19 protein-coding genes are annotated in these 23,941 nt (G+C 34.9%); 13 read left to right on the top strand and 6 right to left on the bottom strand.

Going from position 1 to position 23,941, the window contains the following annotated elements; translation table 11 throughout:
• Positions 1-46: 46 nt before the first annotated feature.
• Together NST49_RS06300 and NST49_RS06305 are read right to left on the bottom strand one after the other, a co-directional pair.
• Positions 47-1,411 carry an FAD-binding oxidoreductase gene (locus tag NST49_RS06300; protein ID WP_341047586.1) on the bottom strand — a complete coding sequence of 455 codons (1,365 nt, stop codon included), beginning with the start codon at positions 1,409-1,411 and terminating at the stop codon, positions 47-49.
• A gap of 259 nt (positions 1,412-1,670) precedes the next feature.
• A complete protein-coding gene (locus NST49_RS06305; protein ID WP_341047587.1) occupies positions 1,671-2,405 on the bottom strand; it encodes a YjjG family noncanonical pyrimidine nucleotidase in 735 nt (244 codons plus the stop codon).
• Between the two features lie 124 nt (positions 2,406-2,529).
• Here NST49_RS06305 and NST49_RS06310 point away from each other — a divergent pair, with 124 nt between their 5' ends.
• The 4 genes from NST49_RS06310 to NST49_RS06325 all read left to right on the top strand — a co-directional run bounded on the left by NST49_RS06310 (position 2,530) and on the right by NST49_RS06325 (position 4,912).
• Positions 2,530-2,859, top strand: coding sequence for a DUF6054 family protein (locus NST49_RS06310; protein WP_251165522.1), 330 nt, complete (start codon positions 2,530-2,532; stop codon positions 2,857-2,859).
• Positions 2,860-3,082: 223 nt separating this feature from the next.
• Positions 3,083-3,733 (top strand): CAP domain-containing protein, encoded by a 651-nt coding sequence (locus tag NST49_RS06315; protein ID WP_251165521.1) that lies wholly within the window; start codon positions 3,083-3,085, stop codon positions 3,731-3,733.
• 227 nt (positions 3,734-3,960) lie between these two features.
• A complete protein-coding gene (locus NST49_RS06320) occupies positions 3,961-4,380 on the top strand; it encodes a DUF4430 domain-containing protein (protein ID WP_251165520.1) in 420 nt (139 codons plus the stop codon).
• Positions 4,367-4,912: a hypothetical protein gene (locus NST49_RS06325; protein ID WP_023178716.1), complete on the top strand. Its 546-nt coding sequence runs from the start codon at positions 4,367-4,369 to the stop codon at positions 4,910-4,912. The genes NST49_RS06320 and NST49_RS06325 overlap by 14 nt, the downstream gene beginning before the upstream one ends.
• Positions 4,913-5,008: 96 nt before the next feature.
• Here the strand turns inward: NST49_RS06325 and NST49_RS06330 are convergent, their stop codons facing one another.
• Entirely contained in the window at positions 5,009-6,463 is a 1,455-nt protein-coding gene (locus NST49_RS06330; protein WP_341047589.1) for a peptidoglycan DD-metalloendopeptidase family protein, read from the bottom strand.
• Between the two features lie 262 nt (positions 6,464-6,725).
• On the opposite strand from NST49_RS06330, the gene NST49_RS06335 reads away from it, so the two are divergent.
• Both NST49_RS06335 and NST49_RS06340 read left to right on the top strand, forming a co-directional pair.
• A complete protein-coding gene (locus NST49_RS06335; RefSeq protein WP_187948389.1) occupies positions 6,726-7,625 on the top strand; it encodes an ROK family protein in 900 nt (299 codons plus the stop codon).
• 147 nt (positions 7,626-7,772) lie between these two features.
• Positions 7,773-9,554, top strand: coding sequence for an ammonium transporter (locus tag NST49_RS06340; protein WP_285836176.1), 1,782 nt, complete (start codon positions 7,773-7,775; stop codon positions 9,552-9,554).
• 49 nt (positions 9,555-9,603) lie between these two features.
• Here the strand turns inward: NST49_RS06340 and NST49_RS06345 are convergent, their stop codons facing one another.
• The 3 genes from NST49_RS06345 to NST49_RS06355 are packed head-to-tail and all read right to left on the bottom strand — an operon-like array spanning position 9,604 to position 11,797.
• Positions 9,604-10,185 carry a hypothetical protein gene (locus NST49_RS06345; RefSeq protein ID WP_023178706.1) on the bottom strand — a complete coding sequence of 194 codons (582 nt, stop codon included), beginning with the start codon at positions 10,183-10,185 and terminating at the stop codon, positions 9,604-9,606.
• The gene (gene floA / locus NST49_RS06350) at positions 10,185-11,186 is read right to left on the bottom strand and encodes a flotillin-like protein FloA (RefSeq protein ID WP_023178705.1); all 1,002 of its coding nucleotides are present in this window, start codon (positions 11,184-11,186) and stop codon (positions 10,185-10,187) included. The genes NST49_RS06345 and floA overlap by 1 nt, the downstream gene beginning before the upstream one ends.
• 2 nt (positions 11,187-11,188) lie before the next feature.
• Positions 11,189-11,797, bottom strand: coding sequence for an NfeD family protein (locus tag NST49_RS06355; protein ID WP_236620715.1), 609 nt, complete (start codon positions 11,795-11,797; stop codon positions 11,189-11,191).
• 448 nt (positions 11,798-12,245) lie between these two features.
• On the opposite strand from NST49_RS06355, the gene glgB reads away from it, so the two are divergent.
• The 7 genes from glgB to NST49_RS06390 all read left to right on the top strand — a co-directional run bounded on the left by glgB (position 12,246) and on the right by NST49_RS06390 (position 23,941).
• Positions 12,246-14,156 carry a 1,4-alpha-glucan branching protein GlgB gene (gene glgB / locus NST49_RS06360; protein ID WP_034538641.1) on the top strand — a complete coding sequence of 637 codons (1,911 nt, stop codon included), beginning with the start codon at positions 12,246-12,248 and terminating at the stop codon, positions 14,154-14,156.
• 54 nt (positions 14,157-14,210) lie between these two features.
• A complete protein-coding gene (locus tag NST49_RS06365; RefSeq protein ID WP_034538640.1) occupies positions 14,211-15,359 on the top strand; it encodes a glucose-1-phosphate adenylyltransferase in 1,149 nt (382 codons plus the stop codon).
• Positions 15,349-16,521 carry a glucose-1-phosphate adenylyltransferase subunit GlgD gene (gene glgD, locus NST49_RS06370; protein WP_023178698.1) on the top strand — a complete coding sequence of 391 codons (1,173 nt, stop codon included), beginning with the start codon at positions 15,349-15,351 and terminating at the stop codon, positions 16,519-16,521. Before NST49_RS06365 ends, glgD begins: the two co-directional genes overlap by 11 nt.
• A 4-nt stretch (positions 16,522-16,525) precedes the next feature.
• The gene (gene glgA, locus NST49_RS06375; RefSeq protein ID WP_023178696.1) at positions 16,526-17,962 is read left to right on the top strand and encodes a glycogen synthase GlgA; all 1,437 of its coding nucleotides are present in this window, start codon (positions 16,526-16,528) and stop codon (positions 17,960-17,962) included.
• A gap of 123 nt (positions 17,963-18,085) precedes the next feature.
• Positions 18,086-20,521 carry a glycogen/starch/alpha-glucan phosphorylase gene (locus tag NST49_RS06380; protein ID WP_341047596.1) on the top strand — a complete coding sequence of 812 codons (2,436 nt, stop codon included), beginning with the start codon at positions 18,086-18,088 and terminating at the stop codon, positions 20,519-20,521.
• A gap of 41 nt (positions 20,522-20,562) precedes the next feature.
• Positions 20,563-22,419 carry a glycoside hydrolase family 13 protein gene (locus tag NST49_RS06385; protein ID WP_341047598.1) on the top strand — a complete coding sequence of 619 codons (1,857 nt, stop codon included), beginning with the start codon at positions 20,563-20,565 and terminating at the stop codon, positions 22,417-22,419.
• 244 nt (positions 22,420-22,663) lie between these two features.
• Positions 22,664-23,941, top strand: coding sequence for an NCS2 family permease (locus NST49_RS06390; RefSeq protein ID WP_034537230.1), 1,278 nt, complete (start codon positions 22,664-22,666; stop codon positions 23,939-23,941).

Below are 23,941 nucleotides of genomic sequence, written 5' to 3' on the forward strand. Positions count from 1 at the left end.
TCTTCTTTTATTTTTATGGTAAAAATGGTATCAATAAAGTGAGGTATTACATTACTTTTGTTGGATTTAAGCGACCATCCGGATCAAAAACTTGTTTGATTTTACGCATATAAGTTAGATAATTTGGATCCGTCATTTTAGCAAGATAAGGTTTTTTGATAATTCCAATACCATGTTCTGCTGAGGGAAGACCACCTAATGCTTTGATTTTTCCATACATTTTAGTTAAAACATCATCACGTTTTGTATCCCATTCTTGTTGATCCGTGATTGATCCACGCGCAACACAGGTATGAAGATTTCCATCACCAGCATGTCCAAAACTGATCATACTTAATCCACTTTCAGCTTCTAATTGCTTTGTATATTGGTATAGAGTAGAAAGTTGATTGATAGGAACTGTTTCATCCATGGTTACTTGTTCTGTGTAATTTACGACAGCTGTTAATAGAGAATCACGTAATGACCAAGCTGTTTTTTCCAATTCAGGAGTGTCTAAACTAATGATTTCTAGAACGTTATGAGCTTGAACGCTTTGTTTTAATAATTCAATCCGATGCTGGATAACTTCCATATTATCGCCATCTAATGTCATCAAAAGGTAAGATTCACCAAGTTGACTAGGGAAAAGTACACCATTTTCTTTTTCACTTAATTGGATGGTTTCTCTTTCGAAAAATTCAAGTGCTGTTGGATCTACTCCATTTTGTAAAATAGTTAATACAGCATCTGTTGATTCTTTAAGTGTTGGAAAAGCAAGAACTAGTGATAGGCTAGCTTTTGGTAAAGGAATCACTTTTAATTTGATTTGAGTAGTAATACCTAAAGTTCCTTCAGAACCGATAAATAGATCTTTCAAATCATAACCAGAACTATTTTTGATGTTGACGCTGCCTAAAGTTAATTCTTCACCAGTGGCTAAGACAACATCTAATTGACGTACATAATCTCTTGTTACACCGTATTTAACAGCTCGCATACCACCAGCATTTGTAGCAATATTTCCACCGATAGAAGAATTTTTAGAACCTGGATCAGGTGGGTAGAAGAAGCCTTTACTTTCTACATACTCTTGGATCTCATGAAGTAATACGCCTGGTTCAACTGTCAAAGTCATTGTTTCTAAATCTAAATCAATAATTTGGTTCATTAGATGTAAATCAATAATTAATTCATTTTGAACAGGAGCAGTTGCTCCAGATAAACCTGTGCCTGCACCACGAGCAATAATGGATAAATTTTCTTGATTAGCAAATTTTACTAATGCAACGACTTCGGCTTTTGTTTTAGGCAATGCAACACCATAAACGCTTTTTGCATGTCCTACATATTCATCGAATAAGTATTTTTCGGGCACTTCTTCACCTTGAAAAATGCGATTTGAGTCGGTAATGATCTCTTTTAATAACATGAAAAAATCTCCTTTTTATATAAAATGGATAAGTTTTTAGTTTCTTACGTTCATTAGTGTAGCACTTAACGGATAGCAAAAGCAATGAAATTATGGAATAAAACCGTTCGAAAACGTTGTTAAATCAACGATTTCGAAATTGGTATAGGTCAATTAAAAGAAAAATATAGTGAATTCTTATTGGGAAAAATTCTGAAATAAACAGCAAAACAAATAAAAAGGATTAGAGTTAAAAGACTCAAATCCTTTTTTTGCGTACTTAAAGAGTAACGGTAGAATGTTGTTCAATTTCCCTCGCGGTAACTGTAGGAGATAAGAGCATATCTTCTAATAATTGAAGTTGATGAATTTCATAAGTTGTAGGGTGTGTTCCATTTATAGAACCTTTGGGATTAAACCAACACGTATCAATTCCAGCATTGATTCCTCCTTGGATATCGGAAGTCAAGGAATCGCCAATGATCAAGGTCTTGTCAGCTGTGATTTGAGGAATCTTTTCAAAAACATGATGAAAGAATTCTTTCTTGGGTTTTTGATAGCCAATTTCTTCAGAAATGAAGATGTCTTTGAAATAAGTGGTCAGACCTGAGTTGTTTAGACGGATGATTTGGGTACGAGCAACTCCATTCGTTACCACATAAAGATCATAATAGTTAGCTAACTTTTGAAGCAGTTGTTCTGCCCCATCAATCAAGACAGCACTTTGTTCTAAGTATTGTCTGTACAAGTTATCTAAATGAATCCCATCTAAAGTTAGGCCAAGTTTTTGAAATAAAGTAGAAAAACGTGTATGTAATAATTCTTCCCGTTTAATTTCTCCTTTTTCAAAAGAAGCCCATAATTGTTGGTTCATTTTTTGGTAGAACTGCTTAATGTCATCTGTTAATGCAACATCATGTTCTTTAAACAATTCTTGTAAAGCGTACCTTTCAGCTGCTTTAAAATCAAGTAAGGTATCATCAACATCAAATAAAAGGGTCTGGTACTGTTTCAAATGAATAAGCCTCCTTCAGTTAATTGTTCGCACTACTCTTTAAAAGTATACCATTTTTCTTGTACAAAGTTAGAAAGTTTTGCATAATAAAATTATAGATAGTAACCTTAAAGGATGGGATGATATGAAGGAAAAACAAGTTATATTGAATGGAAATAGTTTTGAGATTTTAGAATATTTTAAAAAGAATTTAAAATTTGAAAATTATGAACAATCGATTACTTATGGATTTGATTTTGAATATGGAAAAGGATATCTAACTGTATTTGAAAAATACTTTACTAGAAATGACAGCGTGGCAAGTTTGACCCTTCATATACATCCTTTAGAAAATGAACAAGTTGAATTAATAATGATCGTTTCAGGCAGTGGAACTGGGATTTTTAAAATAGATTGGTGGATAGGTAAATCTATTTTAAAAACAATGGATAAGCTGATAGAGGAATTCAAATAGCTAAAAAAATCTTTTCTAAAAGATATTTTTGCTGGAAATTTCTATTGTTTAACTTTGTTTTTTTTATTACTTCTGCTGGAAAAACAAGTTTCGCTCAAAGATGAATAAGACTAAATAAGATAAAAGAGAACGAATGTTTTCTTTTTATCTTATTTTTGTATTCACTAATTTTTGGTATACTACAAGCTGTAAGTCAGATAGAACAAAAGAAAGGTTTGATGGAATGAGAAAATTTTTCTCATATTGTGTAATGGTAATTGTCTTAATCGGGTTTGGTTATTGGCTTGCAAATTCGTCTATTCTAGAGAATACAAAACTTGGCGATACGATTTCTTTAATTGCTGATAAAGCATCAAGTGCAAAAATAGTTGTTATAGAAGAATCCTCAAGTGATCATAGTCAAGAAGCATCAACGAGTGTAGAAGTATCCAGTACTAGTGATGATGCAACTGAAACAGATAAACTAAATAATGAAGTTGTTGAAAAACGAGTTTTAGAATTACTGAATGACTTGAGAAAAGAAGTAGGTGTTCCTCAATTAACTTCTAATGATCAATTAAAAAAAGCAGCTAACAAACGAGCAATTGAAACAGAAGAATCTTTTTCTCATACACGCCCTGATGGGAAAGCTACCTTTACTGTTTTAGAAGAACCAGATAGTGAATACTCTTATCAATTAGCAGGAGAAAATTTAGCAATGGGAACCTATTACTTAGACGAAAATGGAATGTCTGAATGGTTATTTGATGGATTAAAAAATAGTCCAGGACATTATGAAAATATGGTTAATAAGGATTTCGAAGAGGTAGGCATTGGTGTTCATTATGATGGCGAAAATCTTTATATTGTACAATTATTTGGAACGCCGTTATGAAACTGCTCGCGAATATGATTTGAAATAACTAGTCGAATAAGCAAACATAAGGTTGGGTCAAACGACTCAATCTTTTTTTGTAACCACAACATGTTGTGGTTGAAAAACGATTACGTCTGTTATATAGTAGTTTTAGGAAGGGAATAGAGTAAAGAAATTTTTTAAACTTTATACATATGGTAAAATGTCTATCTTAAAAGAGTGACATAATTGGAGGAATAAATAGAATGAAAGTTTTTAAATTGGGATTTATAGTAGCAGCAACATTTAGTTTGGCAGCTTGTGGGAACACGACTGTGCAAGACTCAGATTCTTCTGCAGCAAAAAGCAGTACCTTAGTTGAACAGCAAGCAAAAGAGACACTTTCTGTCGTCATGTCATTAGAACAAGATGGAAAAGAAGTTGAAGGTGCAACGCAAGAACTAGAAGTAGAAGAAGGTACTACTGTCTTAGAAGCACTTAAAGGACAGTATGAAGTAATCGAAGAAGATGGATTGATTCTTTCAATCGATGGAATGGAACAAGATGAAGATGCGGGGAAATACTGGTTGTATGAAGTAAATGGTGAACAACCAACTGTAGGAGCCGCAGAATGCGAAATAAAAGATGGAGATCAAGTGAAGTGGTTGTTAAATGCTTTACAATAAACTGAATAGAAAAGTATCTATTCAAAAAATAACCTTACTTGCTTTTATGACTGCGCTTTGTCAAGTTAGTCGGCAATTGTTTCAGTTTCTACCAAATATCCAGCCAGTAACCGTTATTTTAATTATTTTAACGTTAACATTAGGTGTAAATGACACTTTGATTGTAGCGGTCTTATCGATTATTCTATCAAATGTGACACTTGGTATGGGTGTCTGGACGATTGCTCAAATCGTTTCATTTTGTGGAGTTGTTTTAGTTACAGGACTTATCATCAAACCCTTTTTTAATAAAATTCCTTTTGTGTTTATGCTTTGTTATGCCGGTTTTACAGGATATTTGTATGGTTTTTTGATTTCTTTAATTCAAGCTCCATTTTTTGGTATTCAAAATTTTTGGATTTATTATGCTTCTGGAATCCCTTTTGATACCTTACATGCAATAGGAAATAGTGGGTTTTATCTAGTATTAGCGCCAGTTCTGTTTCCTTTATTAGAGAAATTTCTTAATAAGTACTATAAGAATGAACAATAAATAAAAGGCAATAGGGAGCAAGTGTCAAACAACATAAAAAGACAGATGGGTCATTGGTAAAAATGATCCATCTGTCTTTTACGTTAAAATGTATTGTTACATTCCTAAATAAGGAGCTGGGTTAACTCGACTTCCGTTTTTGTACATTTCAAAATGCAAGTGTACGCCCGTAGAAGAACCAGTCGTTCCCATTGTTCCAATTTGTTGCCCTTGAGAAACTTGCTGTCCTGGAGAAACAAGCAAACTTCCAGCAACCATATGTGCATAAAGCGTTTGGAAACCATTGCCGTGATCAATTTTCACATAATATCCCCATCCTGAATCATATCCAGCAATCACAACTGTACCGCTTTTAGAAGCAACAATTGCTCCACCGCCACCAAAATCAATGCCGCCATGCAATTTGTAATCACCTGTAATCGGGTGCACTCGGTAACCATAAGATGAGGTTGAATATCCGCCACTAGGTCGTATGAAACCTGAATTAGATGATGGTTTTGATTCTTGGACGACCGGTTCTTTTGAAGGACTTGTGTTGCTAGAAGAACTAGGGTTAGTAGTTGAACTGCTGGACTTATTAGTATTTGTTGATTTTTTAATAGAAGAGCTGGCAATTGTTGTTTTTTCTTCAGCAGCTTTTTTAGCCGTTTCTTCTTGGTTAGCTTTTTCTTGAGCTTCAACAGCAGCTAATCTAGCTTCTTCCTCTGCAGCGGCTTTTGCAGCTTCTTGTTCAGCAGCTTTTTGTATGGCTAGTTGTCTGGCTTGTTCTTCTTCAATAATACGTTGACGTTCTTTTTGCATTTCTTCAGAGAGTGTACTTGTTTGAGTAGCAATGACTTGCTGCTCTTCAACAAATGTATTTTTCTCTTCTTCCGTCATATCGTATTGAATGGCAACTTGAACGATTTTATCATCGAGTTCAGCTTTTTGAGCAACTAGATTGTTTTTAGATAATTCAATATCAATTTTTATTTCTTCAATGGCCATTTTTTCAGCTTTAGCTTTTGTTTCGTTCATTTCTAATGTAGTTTGATCTTTTTCTTGTTCAATCACAATAGTTTTATTGGCAGTAACCAATTGATTGACGATACCTATACGGCCAACTAAATCTGTAAAACTTTCAGCAGTTAATATAAGGCCTATTAAATTAGAAGCACTTCCATCCGTTTGTACAGAGCGAGCTTGATTTTCAAGTTTACCTGTTCGTTGGGCAATTAGTTTTTTTAAAGCTTCAATTTCTATTTTCAATTGTTCAACTTTTGCTTTAGAGTCTTCTAACTTTATTTCTTGCGCATGTAATTTTAGAACTGTATCATCGATTTGAGATTGTAGTGTAGTAATATCTGAATCTAAACTGCTTTTTTCTGTTTCTAGCCCATTTAAGGTTTCATCTTGTTCTTTGATTCTATTATTAAGCTCTGATGATTGTGATTCAAGTTCATTTTTTTTCTGTTCCATTTCTTCCAGTGTATCGGCTTGAGCGATAGTTGGTAAGAATGGTCCAGCAAACATCACCGTAGCTATAATTCCTATGATTGCTCTCTTTTTCAATAGTATACCCCCATTAAATCCCCATGCTTTTTACGTACCTAAAAAGTATAGCATAGATAATGAACAATTGTGGTGTTAGTTGTGTAACAAAAAATAGCAATAGTATTACAGAAAGGCTGTACAGTGAAATAAAAGATAGCGTTTCGCTTTTAAAGAATAAGGAGAAATGAGCTGCTGAATTGTAAACGTTCTATTTAATAGATGGAAGTGGTAAACTAGAGGTAGTGATTAAGTAAAATTTGGAAAATAAAGGAGGATAATAGTGGATTATTTAGGTGTGGATATCGGCGGAACTGAAACAAATTATGGATTAATTAATGATCAAGGCGAACTAGGTGAAATAAAAACTAAAAAAACGCCTATGGGTTCATTAACAGAATTTTTGGATTTGATGGAAAAAATCTACAATGAATATGCTGATCAAGTTGAAGGTATGGCTATTAGCATGCCAGGTATTATCCATTCGAAAACCGGGTATGCAGTGCATGGAGGTTCGTTAAAGTATATTAAGAATTTGAATATGATAGAAATGTTGGAAACAAGATGTCAAACGACTATTCATGTAGAAAATGACGGGAAGGCAGCGACACTTGGGGAGTTGTGGAAAGGAAATTTAAAAGGTATCCAATATGGCATCATGCTTAATTTAGGTACTGGCATTGGTGGTGGAATAGTAGTGAATGGTGAAGTTTTAAAAGGTCAGCACTTCTCGGCAGGTGAATTTTCTTTTATTAAAACAAATTCAGATAAAAGTAAAGATGCAGATTATATGTTTGGATTTCAAAACGGCATAAAAAAACTGTATCAAAAAATAGGAGAGCAGTGTGAATTACCGTCAGAATCAATAAATGGATTTAAGATGTTTGAATTGATTGAAGCTGGAAATAAAAAAGCCGCTGCATGTCTAGATGAATATTGTTACACATTAGCTATTCAATTGTTTAATTTACAGACGATAGTAGATCCAGAAAGAATTATTATCAGTGGCGGAATCAGTGGAAATCCATTGTTGATTCAAATGATCAAAGAGAATGTAAAGAAAGTATATGAAGAAGAATTAGGAGAACAGTTATTTATTGTGCCTACAATCATGAAAAGTAAACTCGGAAATAACGGAAATATTATTGGAGCATTATACAATTACAAATTAAATGAGGAATAAGAAGTTTAAAAACTATCAATACATGTTATAAGATATAACATGTATTGATAGTTTTTTTTATTTATTTTGAATTTAAAAGCTAAAACCCTTGATATAGCCTTTTTGTAATGTTAGATTTTATAACATAAATGAAAAGGGGGATACAATATGTTTTCATCAGCAGATACATTATGGGTATTGGTTGGAACTGTTTTAGTATTTTTTATGCAAGCGGGTTTTGCGATGGTTGAAACGGGATTTACAAGAGCAAAAAATGCAGGAAATATTATTATGAAAAATTTAATGGATTTTGTATTAGGGTCTTTAATGTACTGGATCATTGGATTTGGAGTAATGTTTGGACCAAGTATAGCAGGTTTGATTGGAACACCGGACTTATTTGTACAAGGAAATTACGATACAACGATACCAGGATATATATTTTTGATGTTTCAAACGGTATTTGCGGCAACTGCGGCTACGATTGTTTCTGGTTCAATGGCAGAAAGAACGAAGTTTAGTGCATACTTAGTTTACACATTGGTTATTTCTACAGTTGTTTATCCTATTTCTGGACATTGGATCTGGGGTGGAGGATGGTTAGCGCAATTAGGATTTGTCGATTTTGCTGGTTCGACAGCTGTTCATATGGTTGGTGGAGTAACAGCTCTAATCGGAGCAAAGCTTGTTGGGGCTAGAATTGGAAAATACGACAAAGATGGAAAAGCAAAAGCTATTCCAGGACATAGTCTAACATTAGGAGCTTTAGGTGTTTTCATTCTTTGGTTTGCTTGGTTTGGATTTAATGGAGCTTCAACGGTCTCTGCCACGGGTGATGAAACATTATCTCTTATTGGAACAATCTTTTTAAATACAAATTTATCCGCAGTAACGGCTACTTTAGTTGCTATGATGATTACATGGACAAAATATGGCAAACCAGATATTTCTATGACGCTAAATGGTTCGCTAGCTGGTTTAGTAGGAATTACAGCTGGATGTGCGATAGTTTCACCATTTGGAGCTGTAGCGATAGGGGCAATTTCTGCTAGCGCGTTAGTCTATGGAATCGAATTTGTCGAAAAGAAAGCTAAAATTGATGATCCAGTAGGTGCTTTCGGTGTTCACGGGATATCAGGTGCATTAGGAACTATCCTAGTAGGTGTTTTTGCAACTGATGGAGGATTGCTGTATGGAGGTGGAGTCAACCTTTTAGGGATTCAATTATTAGGAGTAGGTTCAGTTGTTGCTTGGGTAACGGTCACAATGGTTATTACATTTAAACTCATTGATAAAACAATTGGGTTACGAGTAACAGAAGAAGAAGAAATTGCAGGGATGGATATTTCAGAACATGGATTAGAATCAAGCTACGGTGACTTCGTGACGGTTCCATTTGGTCAAAAACCTGTATTTGGAGGATTGAAATTTGAAAATCAAGAACCTGCCTTAGCTTTAGCCGGAATAGAATCAGTTTCTATAGATAATGATGATACTGATCCAGTCCTTGAATTTCACAGACATTCCGTTAACCCTTTGAGTACAAATAAGAGTAAAGAGGGCGAAATTACCCCATTAATGAAAGTCGATATTATAACGAATGAATCAAAATTTGATGACTTGAAAAAAGATTTAAATACGATTGGTATTACAGGCATGACGGTGACAAAAGTACAAGGTTATGGTATGCAAAAAGGGCATACAGCTTACTACAGAGGGGTAGAAATCGAAGCAGACTTGCTGCCTAAAATACGACTAGAAATAGTTGTGAGCAAGGTACCGGTTTCTCTAGTGACTGAGACAGCTCGAAAATCTTTGTATACCGGTGCTGTCGGTGACGGAAAAATATTTGTCTATAACGTAGAAAATGTCATTCGAGTAAGTTCAGGAGATCAAGGAACAAAAGCTCTGGAGTATGATGATGTGGATAAAGAAGAAGTAAAAGCTTGATATAAAGAAAACCATCAAGAAAGTTCCAAATAGGAACTTTCTTGATGGTTTATTTAGTACGTCTTAAACTAACAGGTTTATCTAAAATTTCTTTGTAGATGATCCCTTTTACATAATCGTTTTGGAAATGAGTTTTCTTAGTTTTAACCACAGCCTGATAACTTGATTTTTTAGTAGAAGTTACCTTATCAATAGGGGTTAATGAAGTTAAATCATTCCTATCAAAAAGCGTCTGACTTTTACTTTTCTTAACGTCATTTTCATTAAATAAAGTTGTTTTTGGAGCAGAAGAAGATCGTACAGGTTCCGCTCTTCTTTTTGCAGCTTCTTGTTGCATACGACGAGACAATTGTTTCGATTGCACCTGTTGATTTCTTTTTTGAGAAGAAGCAGTAGATGATTTGCTAGCATATTTTTGTCTAGTCGTGTTATTTGCTATAAAAGCATCTTTTAAAGATACAGAATCTTTATTTCTTAAATCTGTTCTTTGTTGAAGGTCTCTTTGTCTACTTTGCGATGAAGTGGAATTGTTTCCAATCATTGCAATAAAGAAGCGATATATAGCAGCGATAAATGAAAAAACGGTAGTCCCTATAAGAAATAAAACGACAAGGGCTATTAAAGTATTCATTATCTATCACTTTCTCTCTCAGTAGTATCTGAAATAGAGTTTCTCATTTTAGTATCGGCATTAACATTGTTCATATTGTAATAATCCATTGCACCTAAGTTTCCAGATTTTAAAGCTTCAGCTAATGCTAAAGGTACTTCAGCTTCAGCTTCAACCACGCGAGCACGCATTTTTTGAACTTCAGCGATCATTTCTTGTTCTTGAGCAATCGCCATTGAGCGTCTTTCCTCAGCTTTAGCTTGGGCAATATTTTTATCTGCTTGGGCTTGTTCCATTTGTAAGCTGGCACCAATGTTACGTCCAACATCAATATCCGCAATATCAATGGAAAGAATTTCAAAAGCAGTACCAGAATCTAATCCTTTTCTTAAAACAGTTTTTGAGATAGAGTCTGGATTTTCTAAAACATCTGTATGTCTTGCTGCACTACCAACTGTTGTTACAATACCTTCACCAACACGAGCGATGATTGTTTCTTCACCAGCACCACCGACTAGGCGTTCAATATTCGCACGAACCGTTACTTTTGCACGTGCTTTAACTTCAATACCGTTCATTGCCATTGCAGCAATTTGAGGTGTTTCGATAACTTTAGGATTAACACTGACTTGTACGGCTTCAAAAACATTTCTTCCGGCTAAGTCGATTGCAGCAGCTTGTTTAAATACTAAATCAATATTTGCACGTTGTGCGGCAATTAAAGCATCAATAACTTGGTTGATATCTCCACCAGCTAAATAATGAGCTTCTAATTCATTGATGTCGATATCTAATCCAGCTTTAGTGGCTTTGATCAATGGACGAATGATATCTTGTGGAGCAACTCGTCTTAAACGCATTCCAACAAGTGTTCCTATGTTAACTTTAACACCTGAGAAATAAGCAGTAACCCATAATCCAACGGGTACGAAACGGAAAAATAAGCTGATAACGATAATAACGATAATGGCTATGAATAAAAAGCCAATCCAATTTGTGGGGCTCTCTGCAACTGTTGTCATATTTAATCCACTCTCCTAACAATAATTTTGTATCCTTCTACTTTTGTGACAATAACGGAAACATTTGTGTCTATATGCTCTCCAGTACTTACGACATCTAACTCAGTGTCTTCAAATTGTACTTTTCCAGATGGCCTAAGTGGCGTAGTTGTTTTTCCAGTTTTTCCTAAATAAGCTGAAGCGTCAGTGTTGCTTGAAAACCCGCTTTCTTTATCTAAATTATTTTGAAGGACAAGTTTTTGTAAATGAGTTAACGAGTACCCTCTGCGGATGAGCATAATAAATAAAAATGAAGCAGCAACCACCGCAATACTTAAATCACGTAAAGCTGTACTAAGATCATTATTCGTTAAATAGACACCGCCGATAATTAAAAGAAAACCAATGATACCTGCTACACCAAAGTCAGGTACAAAGACTTCAAATATCAACAAACAAATTCCTAGAATAAAAATTATAATCGGAACCCAATTTTCAAGACTATTTATATAAAAATATCCTCCAAAACTTGCTAATGCCAAAAGTCCTCCTAAAGTAGATTTAGGTGTTAAAGCCGCTATGACTAAACCAATAAATCCAACAGTTAATAAAATTATTTCCAATACATTCACCTCCTCTTTAAGAGCTGTTCCTTTTCCCTAACTAAATCCTCGTTGATTTTAGTTACTCTTATTTTACCATTAGTAACAAGGTTACGCACTTTTAACTCAAAGTTTATTGAATTTTTAGTGTTTTATCAGAAAAACGGCTGTATTTTTATGAAGCTTTTTGCATGTTATAAAAAATAAAAACAATTCAGTATTTAGATTAAACTTGAAAAAAAGATTAAAAACTTTTTTTCAAGTTTAATATTTTTTAGAAGCCACTAACAGCATAACAGTAAGCGTTATCGCAGTTAGGTGGTATAATACGATTAGAAGAATAAATGGACTATTTTTTTAAAAGATAAAAAATTAGGTCGATTAATCAGTGCATACATTGTAAAATGAAAATATGATTAAAATAAAATGAAAAATGAATGCTAGTTAGTTGGGAGTGAATCGAGTGACACATCTATCAATGAGTGAAGAAGTAAAAAAAAAACTTGAAGAAGAATTGTTTTTATTTAATACCGGGGAATATTTCGACAGTTATTTAACGCTAGGATGCAATAGGGATACCTATGAAGGGAACTCAGGATTTCGTTTTACTGTTTGGGCTCCTAATGCGATAAGTATGGCTGTAGTAGGAGATTTTTCCGATTGGGATTTAGGAATCGAAATGGAGAAAATTGGCAAAACGGGTTGTTGGACAGCCTTTAGCGACAAAGCTATAGAAGGACAATGTTATAAATACCGTATAGAACAACCTGATGGAACGGTAAAGTTGAAAATTGATCCTTATGCATTTGAATTTGAAGTAAGACCAAAAGACGCTTCGATTGTAAAGGGTTTACCCGAAAAGAAATGGAAAGATGGGTTATGGTCTGCAAATAAAAAACGATTTTCTATCTATGAACGCCCACTAAACATCTATGAAGTACATCTTAGTTCTTGGAAACACCACGATGATGGATCGTGGTATACAATTCCTGAATTAAAAAACGAATTGATTCCTTATGTTAAAAAAATGGGGTACACACATATTGAATTCATGCCTTTAATGGAACATCCTCTAGACGCTTCTTGGGGGTATCAGTTGACCGGATACTATGCGTTATCTTCTAAATTTGGCACGATGGAAGAGTTTCAAGACTTAGTAGAAGCGGCACACCTAGCAAATATTGGAGTAATCATGGATTGGGTACCAGGCCACTTTAATCGAAATGATTATGGGATGGTTCATTTTGATGGGACCCCTCAATTTGAATACACAGATAAAAATAAAGCTCAAAATAATCGATGGGGAACAATGAACTTTGATTTAGGGAAAGCTCAAGTCCAAAGCTTCTTGACTTCTAATGCACTATATTGGATCGAACAATTTCATTTAGATGGGTTAAGAGTCGATGCCGTATCCAGTATGTTGTACCTTGATTACGATATTGGTGAGTGGACGCCTAATGAAGATGGAAGCAATCACAATAAAGTAGGTGTTGAATTTATTCAAAAACTTAATAAAAAAGTATTTGAACGACATCCTTACACCTTGATGATCGCCGAAGAAAGTACGGCGTGGTCAAAAGTTACGAAACCAGTTCATATGGGAGGGCTAGGTTTCAACTATAAGTGGAATATGGGGTGGATGAATGACACATTGAAATTTTTTGAAATGGATCCATTATCCCGTAAACATCATTTCAATTTAATTACTTTTTCTTTTATGTATGCATTCAATGAAAACTTTATTTTGCCATTCTCGCATGATGAAGTGGTACATGGAAAAAAATCATTGATGCATAAAATGCCAGGTGATCGCTACAACCAATTTGCCAGCTTGCGTACATTAGAAGCTTATATGATGGTTCACCCAGGTAAAAAGCTGAACTTCATGGGGAATGATTATGGTCAATTTCTAGAATGGCGCATACATGAAGGATTGGAATGGCAAAGTGTGAATGACGAAATGAATGCTAAACATTTGCACTTTATGGAATCGTTAAATTTACTGTATAAAAAAGAAAGAGCTTTATGGGAAGTAGATCATCAAGCAGATGGAATCCAAATTTTAGATGCAGATAATGCTTCTGAAACTCTTTTAACGTTTATTCGAAAAGGTAAAAAGCCGCGTGATTTCGTAGTCGTTATTTGTAATTTTGTACCAGTTGAGCGAAAGGGGTATAAGGTAGGAGTTCCTTATGAAGGCATTTATGAAGAGTGTTTAAATACTGAATTGAGCGAATATGGCGGGGTCTGGACAAAAAATCAAGGACCTTTAAAAACGGTTAAAGAAACCACTAACCAGCAGGTCCATACGATTGAATTGATTGTACCGGCAATGAGCGTTTTAATTTTACGACCAAAAAGAATTTTTGGAGTTCCAAAAAATTAATCGATGAAAAGGAGGGTAGAGGAAGGATGGCAAGAAGATTCTTCCGGCAGTACAATGAAAAAAACAGAAACTTTAGCAATGATTTTAGCAGGAGGACAAGGAACAAGGCTTGGAAAATTAACTAAAGATATTGCTAAACCAGCAGTACCTTTTGGAGGTAAGTACAGAATCATTGATTTTGCGTTAAGTAATTGTGCTAATTCTGGGATCAAAAATGTAGGTGTAGTGACTCAATATCAACCTCTTGAATTAAATACCCATGTAGGAAACGGCGAAAGCTGGGGATTGAATACTCATGATGGCGGAGCTACTATTTTGCAACCTTATTCTAGCGTGGATGGAGAAAAATGGTTTAAAGGAACGGCACATGCCATTTACCAAAACATTGATTTTATTGATCGGTATAATCCAGACTATCTTTTAGTTCTTTCAGGAGACCACATCTATAAAATGAATTATCAAAATATGATTGAATTCCATAAAGCTAAAAAAGCAGCTTTAACTGTAGGCGTTATTCCTGTTCCGCTTGATGAAGCCCCTCGCTTTGGAATCATGAATACTGATCAGACAGACCGAATTATTGAATTTGAAGAAAAACCAGCAGAACCTAAGAGTAATTTAGCTTCAATGGGGATTTACATTTTTGACTGGCCAACGCTGAAACGGTATCTAGTGGATAATCATGCTAAGAATCGTACAATGGAAGACTTTGGGAAAGATGTTATTCCAACTTATTTGAGAAATAGTGAAAATGTATTTGCTTATGCCTTTAAAAATTACTGGAAAGATGTTGGAACGATCGAAAGCCTTTGGGAAGCAAATATGGAATTTTTAGACCCGAATCATGCATTAAATATAAGGGACTCTTCATGGAGAGTTTATACACAAAATCCATCTGCTCCACCTCAATTTTTAACCAAAACCTCTAAGGTTGCGGATTCTATGATTGCAGATGGCTGCTATATTGCGGGTGAGATCAAACATTCAATTTTATCATCTAATGTTAAAGTAGGAAAAAATTCTATTATTAAAGATAGCTTGATTATGGCTAACGTAACGATAGGCGAAAATGTGACCATCAATTGTGCCATTGTTGGAGAAAACGCAAAAATTCATGATGGGGCACAAATTATTGGAGATGAAAAAAATATTAACGTAGTGGGATACGCTGAAGAGGTAGGAGGGTTAAAAGATGAAGACTAATCAACAATTATGTGCAGTATTAAATTTGGATGAATCAGAACCGCAACTGATGCCTCTAACAAAAATAAGAGCAGTAGCAGCTTTACCATTTGGTTCACGGTACCGGCTGATTGATTTTCCACTTTCCAGTTTATATAGTGCTGAGGTCAATTCTGTTGCAATGTTCGTACGCGGCAGTGCAAGAGCTTTAATGGATCATGTTCGAAGCGGCTATCCTTGGGGAATGGAATCGACTGTGGGTGGCGGATTGTTTATTCATTCTGGAGCAGAAATAAAAGAAGCTTTGGAACGTTTAGAACCAGGACAAATCAGTAGTTACTATCAAGATCAAATAGACTTTGTTAAACATTCTCAAAAAGGGTATGTTGTAGTCATGGGCAGTAAAATGCTTTGTAATGTAGATATTAAAGGTGTTTTAAGAAGTCATATTGAAAGTCAGGCAGACATCACCGTCGTCTATAAAAATGTTTCAAGAGGGTTTTGCTTACCAGATTCTATTGATAATTGTTTATCTTTTGAAGTAGAAGGTGACAGTAAAATCACTGATTTGCTTCCGGCTAATGAGCTTCCAAAAGAAGAAACAAAGATGGCAATTGGCATGGGTATTGCTATTATGAGCAGTGAAACCTTTATTGAATTGACTACAGAAGCAGCTAACAATCGAATCAAAGGAGACATCAATGTTTTAATTAGATATAATTTAAAAAAATACACTGTGCATGGATATGAATATACAGGGTATTTGAAAAATATTGAAACGGTCTCAAGTTATTATGATGCAAACATGGACTTGTTAGATGAAGACAACTACAATGCGTTATTCTACCGCAGCCAGCCAGTTATCACAAAAGTGAAAAATGGTGCACCGACTTATTATTCAAAAGAAGCTACTATCAGTAATTCACAGTTTGCTAGTGACTGCGTAATCAATGGAACTGTTGAAGATTCAGTTGTTTTCCGAAAAGTTGTGATTGAAAAAAATGCAGTCATTAAACGTTCTTTGATCATGCAAGGCAGTAAAGTTGCTGCAGGAGCAGAATTAGATTACGTTATCTTAGATAAAGGTGTAAAAATCGGTCCTGGAGTTAAATTAAGTGGAACTAAAGATGAACCATTAGTGATTGAAAAAGGAAGAGAGATCACAGTAGAAAAGGAGAGCTGAAAAAATGAAAGTTTTATTTGCTGCGGCAGAATGCGCTCCTTTTTTTAAAACAGGAGGGTTAGGGGATGTCGCAGGGGCCTTACCCAAAGAATTGAAAAAACAAGGCGTAGATATACGTGTGGTTTTACCGCTATACGGGACAATGCCGAAAAAATTTAAAGACCAATTAGAAGATGTTGTGCAGTTTGAAGTGAAGGTTGGTTGGAGAAACCAATATTGCGGCGTGAAAAAATTAAAAAAAGATGACGTTATCTATTATTTTATTGATAATCTATATTATTTTGACCGTGAGAGTATTTACGGTTTCGATGATGATGGAGAACGCTTTGCTTATTTTTCCCAGGCCATCTGTGAGATGTTAGAAAAAGTAGATTTTATTCCAGATGTTTTACATGTAAATGATTGGCACACTTCTATTATTCCGGTTTTGTTAAAAGACAAATACCAATGGATCGAAAACTATCGCTCTATCAAAACAATTTTAACAATCCATAATTTACAATTCCAAGGCATTTATGACCAGTTAGTCTTGTCTGATTTGTATGGAATTGGTTATGATGCGTTTCATGAACACGGGCTCAAATACTATGATAAAATCAATTGTTTAAAAGGTGGCATGTTTTACGCCGATCAGATTACAACCGTTAGCCCAACCTATGCAAAAGAAATCCAAACACCTGAATTTGGTGAGAATTTGGATGGTGTATTGCGCTACAACAATTATAAATTGAGCGGTATTTTAAATGGAATTGATTACGAAGTCTTTGATCCTGAACAAGATGATGTCATTCCAGCTCACTTTTCTATTACTGATTTAAAAGGAAAGACCCTCAATAAAACAACATTGCAAGAGCGTGTGGGATTACCGGTGAATGAAAAAGTAGCATTAATGTCTATGGTAAGTCGATTAACCACTCAAAAAGGCTGCGATTTATTGCGAGATAAAATAGAAGAATTGATGCACCGGAATCTACAAATTCTTATATTGGGTACTGGAGAAAAAGAATACGAAGATAGTTTCAGTTATTTTGCTTGGAAATATCCGGAAAAATTTAAAATGATTATTGATTTTGATGTGGCCTTAGCTCAACACATCTATGCCGGAAGTGACTTATTTATTATGCCTTCAGCATTTGAACCGTGTGGATTGTCACAACTCAATTCCCTACGCTATGGCACATTGCCGATCGTCCACGAGACAGGAGGATTAAAAGATACAGTCCAATCCTATAATCCAGTTACAGGTGAAGGAACTGGATTCAGTTTTTATGACTTCCGTTCAACGGTTATGGTAGAAACAATTGATCGTGCACTAACGCTCTATTATGATGAACCTAAAAAATGGACATCAGTAGTAAAACAAGCTATGAAAAAAGATTTTAGTTGGGAAAAGTCCACAAAAGAATATAAACAAGTATACACAACATTACTTAAGTCATAATGAAAGAACTTCAACAAGAGTATAAAAATAGGCAACTATTCTTATTTTGACTGTTGAAGTTTCTTTTATTCATGCATAATCTGGTCTCAACACTAAATGATAAAAGAATATGGGGAGAAAAAAATGACATTAACGACTACTGAATTTAAAACAGAGTTTACGAAAGTCTTTGAAGCACTTTATGCCTCGAATATAAAGGACGCCTCTTCTGTTCAACAATACAATGCTTTAGGCAATTTCATAAAAGTGTATTCTTCTGAGAACTGGAATCAAACGAACCAACTGTATCTGGATAATCAAGTCAAACAAGTCTACTATTTTTCAATGGAATTTTTACCGGGACGTATGTTGAAAAGCAATTTACTAAATTTAGGTATTTTAGACACAGTTCGAACTGGAATCAAGGAAATGGGATTAGACTTTGAAGAAATTGTAGGATCTGAAGTAGATCCTGCCTTAGGTAATGGCGGATTAGGCCGTCTAGCTTCTTGTTTTATGGATTCGATTGCTTCTCTTGGAATACCGGGAAACGGAAATGGTATCCGTTACCGTTATGGATTATTCCAACAAAAGTTTGTAGATGGTTACCAAGTGGAGTTGCCTGAAAACTGGTTGCGAAATGGAAATGTTTGGGAAGTTCGAAAAGAAAATAAAGCTGTTACTGTCCGTTTTGGTGGTGAAGTGTATTTGAAAGAGGATGGCAAAAATAAACTGCGTCCGATTTATTCTAATACTCAAAATATTTTAGCTGTACCTTATGATACAGGAATGATTGGTTATGAAAATGATGTCGTCAACAATCTTCGATTATGGTCAGCAGAAATTCCAGTTGAAGAAGAAATAAACTATAAAACAGTCGCGGATCGTGAAGTAGTAAACCAAATCACAGAAGTACTTTACCCAGATGATTCTAATTATGAGGGGCAACTGCTTCGATTGAGACAAGAATATTTCTTTACATCTGCTGGGATCCAAAGCATTGTTCGCTTCTTTAAAAAGCAGCAACTGCCATGGAGTGAATTTTCCAATAAAATAGCCATTCATGTAAACGACACCCACCCAGCTTTGTGTGTACCTGAATTGATGCGTATTTTATTAGATGAAGAAGGTTTAGGTTGGGAACAAGCTTGGAATATTACAAAACGATCTATCAGTTATACCAATCATACGATTATGCAAGAAGCAATGGAGAAATGGCCTGTTCAGATGGTTCAAGAATTACTGCCTCGTATTTATCAAATTATTGAAGCCATCAATCAACGTCATATCGATAAAAAAGTTCCATTGTACGGGGAAGAACTAACATATCGTACAACTATTATTTCAGACGGATACATTAAAATGGCTAATTTAGCGATTATAGGGAGCCATAGTGTAAATGGGGTCGCTCAATTGCATACCGATATCTTAAAAGAAGAAACATTGCGTGATTTTTATGAAATGTATCCTTCTAAATTTAACAATAAAACAAATGGGATTACGCAAAGACGTTGGCTTCATTTGGCTAATGAGAAATTGACTCATCTGATTGATGAAAAAATTGGCAAAGAGTGGAAGACAAATCCAGCTGAACTTAGACAGTTTAAAGCTTACTCAAAAGATAAAGACACCCTTAGTTGTTTAGCTGATATCAAGTTAGAAAATAAACAGCGTTTTGCAGCCTATGCAAAAGAAAAATATGCGATTGAACTCGATCCTACAGCATTATTTGACGTACAAATTAAACGACTGCACGCATATAAACGTCAATTATTAAATGCTTTGCATATTTTGGATCGCTATTTGAAAATCAAAGATGACCCTTCGCTTGAATTGCAGCCGAGAGTTTTTATTTTTGGAGCAAAAGCAGCACCTAGTTACATTTACGCAAAACAAATCATTAAATTTATTAATGCTTTAGCTCATTTGGTAAATAATGATCCAGATGTAGGCGATAAAATGAAAATCGTATTTGTAGAAAATTATGGAGTTTCCTTAGCAGAATTGATCATACCAGCTGCAGATATTAGTGAACAAATTTCTTTAGCAGGAAAAGAAGCTTCTGGAACAAGCAACATGAAATTGATGCTGAATGGTGCATTGACATTGGCAACCTTAGATGGCGCAAATATTGAGATCAAAGATTTAGTTGGAGAAGAGAATATTTTCTTGTTTGGTCTGACGAATGAAGAAGTCAATCAATTAAACAGAGAAGGTACCTATTCAGCTAAGCGAGTTTTGGATGAAAATGAACGATTAAATAGAGTGTTGGAGTGCCTGATCAATGGGATGATTCCAGATATTGAAGAAGAAGGCAGAGTGATTTACGATTCATTGATCCGATATAATGATGAATATTATGTTTTAAAAGATTTCGAGAGTTTTGTTGCAGCGCAAGAAAGAGCAGATAAATTATACCAGGATAAAGAAGCTTGGAATCAAAAGGCATTGATCAATATTGCCAGTTCTGGACCATTTTCTGCTGATTTCACTATTATGAGATATGCTGACGAGATATGGAATGTTAAAGGAAAAGCCATAAAAAACAGATCATTTCTAAAAGGGAACCAACCGATCTAACTGTAATTGAGTAACTATTATAGAACTGAGGAAGTAAAATAATGAAATCTATTTATTACAATTCATGGTTAACAGGATACAAAAAACCATTCGGAGCAGTACCTATTGATGAGACAGTGACGTTCACTATTGTGTGTGAAGGAATGGTCGTTGAATCTGTTTTTCTTATCGTACAAAAAGATTTTGGAGCTACTTTTGAAGTAAAGATGCACACAATGAGTTCCAATCATTACCAAGAATCGTTCCAGCTATCAGAGGAACAGGGATTGTATTATTATTATTTCAAAGTGATTTATCAAGAAGAACACCAACTGAAAACCATTTATTATGGGAATAATCAACGGAGTAGGGGCGGAGAAGGACAGACTTATGAAGAGAAAAAAGAACTAAAACCGTATCAATTAACGAGTTATTTATATGAGGATCGTTCGCCTAAATGGTACCGTGAAGGAGTAGCCTACCATATTTTTGTAGACCGCTTTTATAATGGAAACAAAGATGGAAACGTAATAAATCCAAAGAAAAACTCATTTCTTTATGCGAGTCAAGAAGATTTACCTATGTATATCAAAGACAAAGATGGAGAAATTATCCGTTGGGAATTTTATGGCGGAAACCTAAAAGGGATTATTCAAAAGTTGCCTTATTTAAAAGAGTTAGGGATAACTATTTTGTATCTTAGCCCATTATTCGAAGCACGTAGTAATCATAAATATGATACAGGGGATTTTATGAAAATCGATCCTATGTTTGGTGATGAAGAGACATTTAAAAAACTGATAAAAGAAGCTGAGTGTAATGGGATGCACATTATATTGGATGGTGTATTCAACCATTCAGGAGCAGATAGCCGTTATTTCAATAAATTTGGAACGTATTCTGACAAAGGTGCCTATCAGTCTATGGAAAGTCCTTATTCTAATTGGTACACGTTTGAAAATTTCCCGGAAAGTTATCAGTCTTGGTGGGGTGTTAAAGATCTGCCAAAATTAAATACTGAACATCCAGATGTACGTTCCTTTATTTATGAAGACGAGAACAGTGTGATTAGAAACTGGACAAAATTAGGTTTAGGAGGCTGGCGTCTAGATGTAGCAGATGAACTATCAGATGATGTACTAAAAGGAATTCGTCAGGCATTAGAGGAAACGGCCCAAGATGCTGTATTGATTGGAGAAGTTTGGGAAGATGCTTCTAATAAGATCGCTTATGATAAACGTAGACATTATATTGAAGGAGATAGGTTACATGGAGCTATGAATTATCCATTTCGTGATATTATATTAGGTCTTTTACAACATACTCTGACACCTAAAGCAGCAGCTGAAAAATGGATGAGTTTAAAAGAAAATTATCCAGTAGAAGCTTTTAAAAGTAATTTTAATAATATAGGAACTCATGATACTAAGCGTATTTTGACAGCGTTAAATCAGAATAAAGCAAAATTAAAACAAGCAATGACCTTACTCTTTACCTTGCCTGGAGTTCCGTGTCTTTATTATGGGGACGAAGTGGGAGTTGAAGGAAAAGAAGATCCTGATAATCGAAGAATGTATCCTTGGGGAAAAGAAAATCTGGGTATTCAAACAGTTGTAAAAGAGTTAATTGCGATGCGCAATAAAACAACTAGTTTAAAATCAGGGGAATTCTTTCCTTTTTCACAAGGACACTTAATGGGCATCATTAGACTAATAAGTAAAAAAGAATTTGTTATTGTGCTTTTAAATACTTCGGATGAAAGAATAACACTTGAAACTTCTGCTATTTCAGAATGCTATGATTTAGATATCAAGGAATTTCTAAAAGAAAATGAATTGGATCGCTTGTTAATAGAACCAGAAGGAATCATTCTTTTGAAAAAAGAACTCGAACAAGAGTTATCTGCCATATCCATGTAAAAAGAAACAGTCATTAGCTAATTAGAGCTAATGACTGTTTCTTTTTACATAGTTTACTAAAGAGAATGAAGCTTATTCTGAAATTTAGTCCATGACTTTTGATTCTGTGGATGCTATAATGGAATGTTGGGGCGTGTAAAGAAAGAAACCTTTCTTTTTTGCTATGCAAGCTTTCTAAAAGTATGCAAGCCCATGTCTCCAGATTACTTGTGCTTGAAAAGCACATTAAAAAGGAGAAGAAATAGTGAATTATTTTAAATTGAAAGAAAAGCAAACAAGTGTGAAGCAAGAGATGATTGCAGGGGCTACATCGTTTTTCGCATTATCTTACATCATAATAGTGAATCCATTGATACTAGCTGAGGCAGGTATTCCAGCTGAATTAAGTGTTTTCGGTACCATTCTTGTTTCGGCAATTGGAAGTATTTTAATGGGATTGTGGGGAAATGCTCCATTAGTCCTAACTCCAGGTATGGGAGTGAATGCATTCTTTACGTACACGATCGTTGGTTCAATGGGGCTGTCTTGGCAACAAGCGTTAGCAGTTGTATTTGTTTCTAGTTTGATTTTTATTGGAGTGGGATATACATCGATTAGTAAAATGTTGGTAGATGCTATTCCTGATTCATTAAAACATGGAATCACAGCTGGTATTGGTTTGTTTTTAGTTGTCATTGGTTTAGAAAATGGAGGAATCCTTGTTGATGGAGGAGCTAATTCATTTATTGCTTTAGGTGATCTTTCTCAACCAATCGTATTGATAGCCGTAATAGGTATCTTCTTATCTGGTGTATTATATTTAAGAAATGTACCAGGTAGCTTCTTTATCGGAATCGCTGTGATTACGATCATTTCTTTAATAACCGGCATTCATGAGGTGGGGGATTCTTCCTTTTCATTAAGCAACCTTACAGAATTTCCAGCGATCGTAGGAGCCTTCGATTTTTCAGTGCTCTTTAGTATCCCTTTTATATTAGCTGTATTTTCATTAACAATGATTCTGATTTTTGAATCAATTGGTCTTTTTGAGGGGATGTTGGAAGACAAGACACGTTTTACAAGTGCTTTTAGAGTTAGTGGAATCATGACTCTGGTATCTAGTTTGTTTGGAACAAGTCCAACTATACCAGCAGCTGAAAGTGCATCTGGCATTAAAGCTGGTGGGAAAACAGGCTTAACGGCTGTGACTGCTGGAGTCTTATTTTTACTTTCGTTAGTATTTACACCTTTATTATCTTATATTCCGAATGCGGCATTGTCTCCAGTTATCGTTATTACTGGAGCAATCATGATGGAAAATCTAAAACATATCCCGTTTGATGATTTCAGTGAGTGGTTCCCAGCGTTTTTGATTATAGTCATGATTCCCTTAACATCAAGTATTGTTGATGGATTAGCTTTCGGTTTTGTAGCTTATCCTATTTTTAAATTGGCAAAGGGAGAATTCTTTGCAGTGAAGAAAGCAATGCACGTTGTTTCGTTTCTATTCTTATTAACTATGATTGCCATCTCCTTGATTTAA

Origin of the sequence: Carnobacterium sp. FSL W8-0810, assembly GCF_038007125.1 — a bacterium.
In the GTDB taxonomy this organism is placed as follows: Bacteria; Bacillota; Bacilli; order Lactobacillales; family Carnobacteriaceae; genus Carnobacterium_B; species Carnobacterium_B inhibens.

Bases quoted from the DNA above. Each gene is read 5' to 3' on its own strand.
- NST49_RS06345 (WP_023178706.1), bottom strand. From the start codon at position 10,185: ATGAATACTTTAATAGCCCTTGTCGTTTTATTTCTTATAGGGACTACC.
- NST49_RS06380 (WP_341047596.1), top strand. From the start codon at position 18,086: ATGACATTAACGACTACTGAATTTAAAACAGAGTTTACGAAAGTCTTT.
- NST49_RS06325 (WP_023178716.1), top strand. From the start codon at position 4,367: ATGCTTTACAATAAACTGAATAGAAAAGTATCTATTCAAAAAATAACC.
- NST49_RS06340 (WP_285836176.1), top strand. From the start codon at position 7,773: ATGTTTTCATCAGCAGATACATTATGGGTATTGGTTGGAACTGTTTTA.
- floA (WP_023178705.1), bottom strand. From the start codon at position 11,186: ATGACAACAGTTGCAGAGAGCCCCACAAATTGGATTGGCTTTTTATTC.
- NST49_RS06315 (WP_251165521.1), top strand. From the start codon at position 3,083: ATGAGAAAATTTTTCTCATATTGTGTAATGGTAATTGTCTTAATCGGG.
- NST49_RS06365 (WP_034538640.1), top strand. From the start codon at position 14,211: ATGAAAAAAACAGAAACTTTAGCAATGATTTTAGCAGGAGGACAAGGA.
- glgA (WP_023178696.1), top strand. From the start codon at position 16,526: ATGAAAGTTTTATTTGCTGCGGCAGAATGCGCTCCTTTTTTTAAAACA.
- glgD (WP_023178698.1), top strand. From the start codon at position 15,349: ATGAAGACTAATCAACAATTATGTGCAGTATTAAATTTGGATGAATCA.
- NST49_RS06320 (WP_251165520.1), top strand. From the start codon at position 3,961: ATGAAAGTTTTTAAATTGGGATTTATAGTAGCAGCAACATTTAGTTTG.
- NST49_RS06300 (WP_341047586.1), bottom strand. From the start codon at position 1,411: ATGTTATTAAAAGAGATCATTACCGACTCAAATCGCATTTTTCAAGGT.
- NST49_RS06310 (WP_251165522.1), top strand. From the start codon at position 2,530: ATGAAGGAAAAACAAGTTATATTGAATGGAAATAGTTTTGAGATTTTA.
- glgB (WP_034538641.1), top strand. From the start codon at position 12,246: ATGAGTGAAGAAGTAAAAAAAAAACTTGAAGAAGAATTGTTTTTATTT.
- NST49_RS06385 (WP_341047598.1), top strand. From the start codon at position 20,563: ATGAAATCTATTTATTACAATTCATGGTTAACAGGATACAAAAAACCA.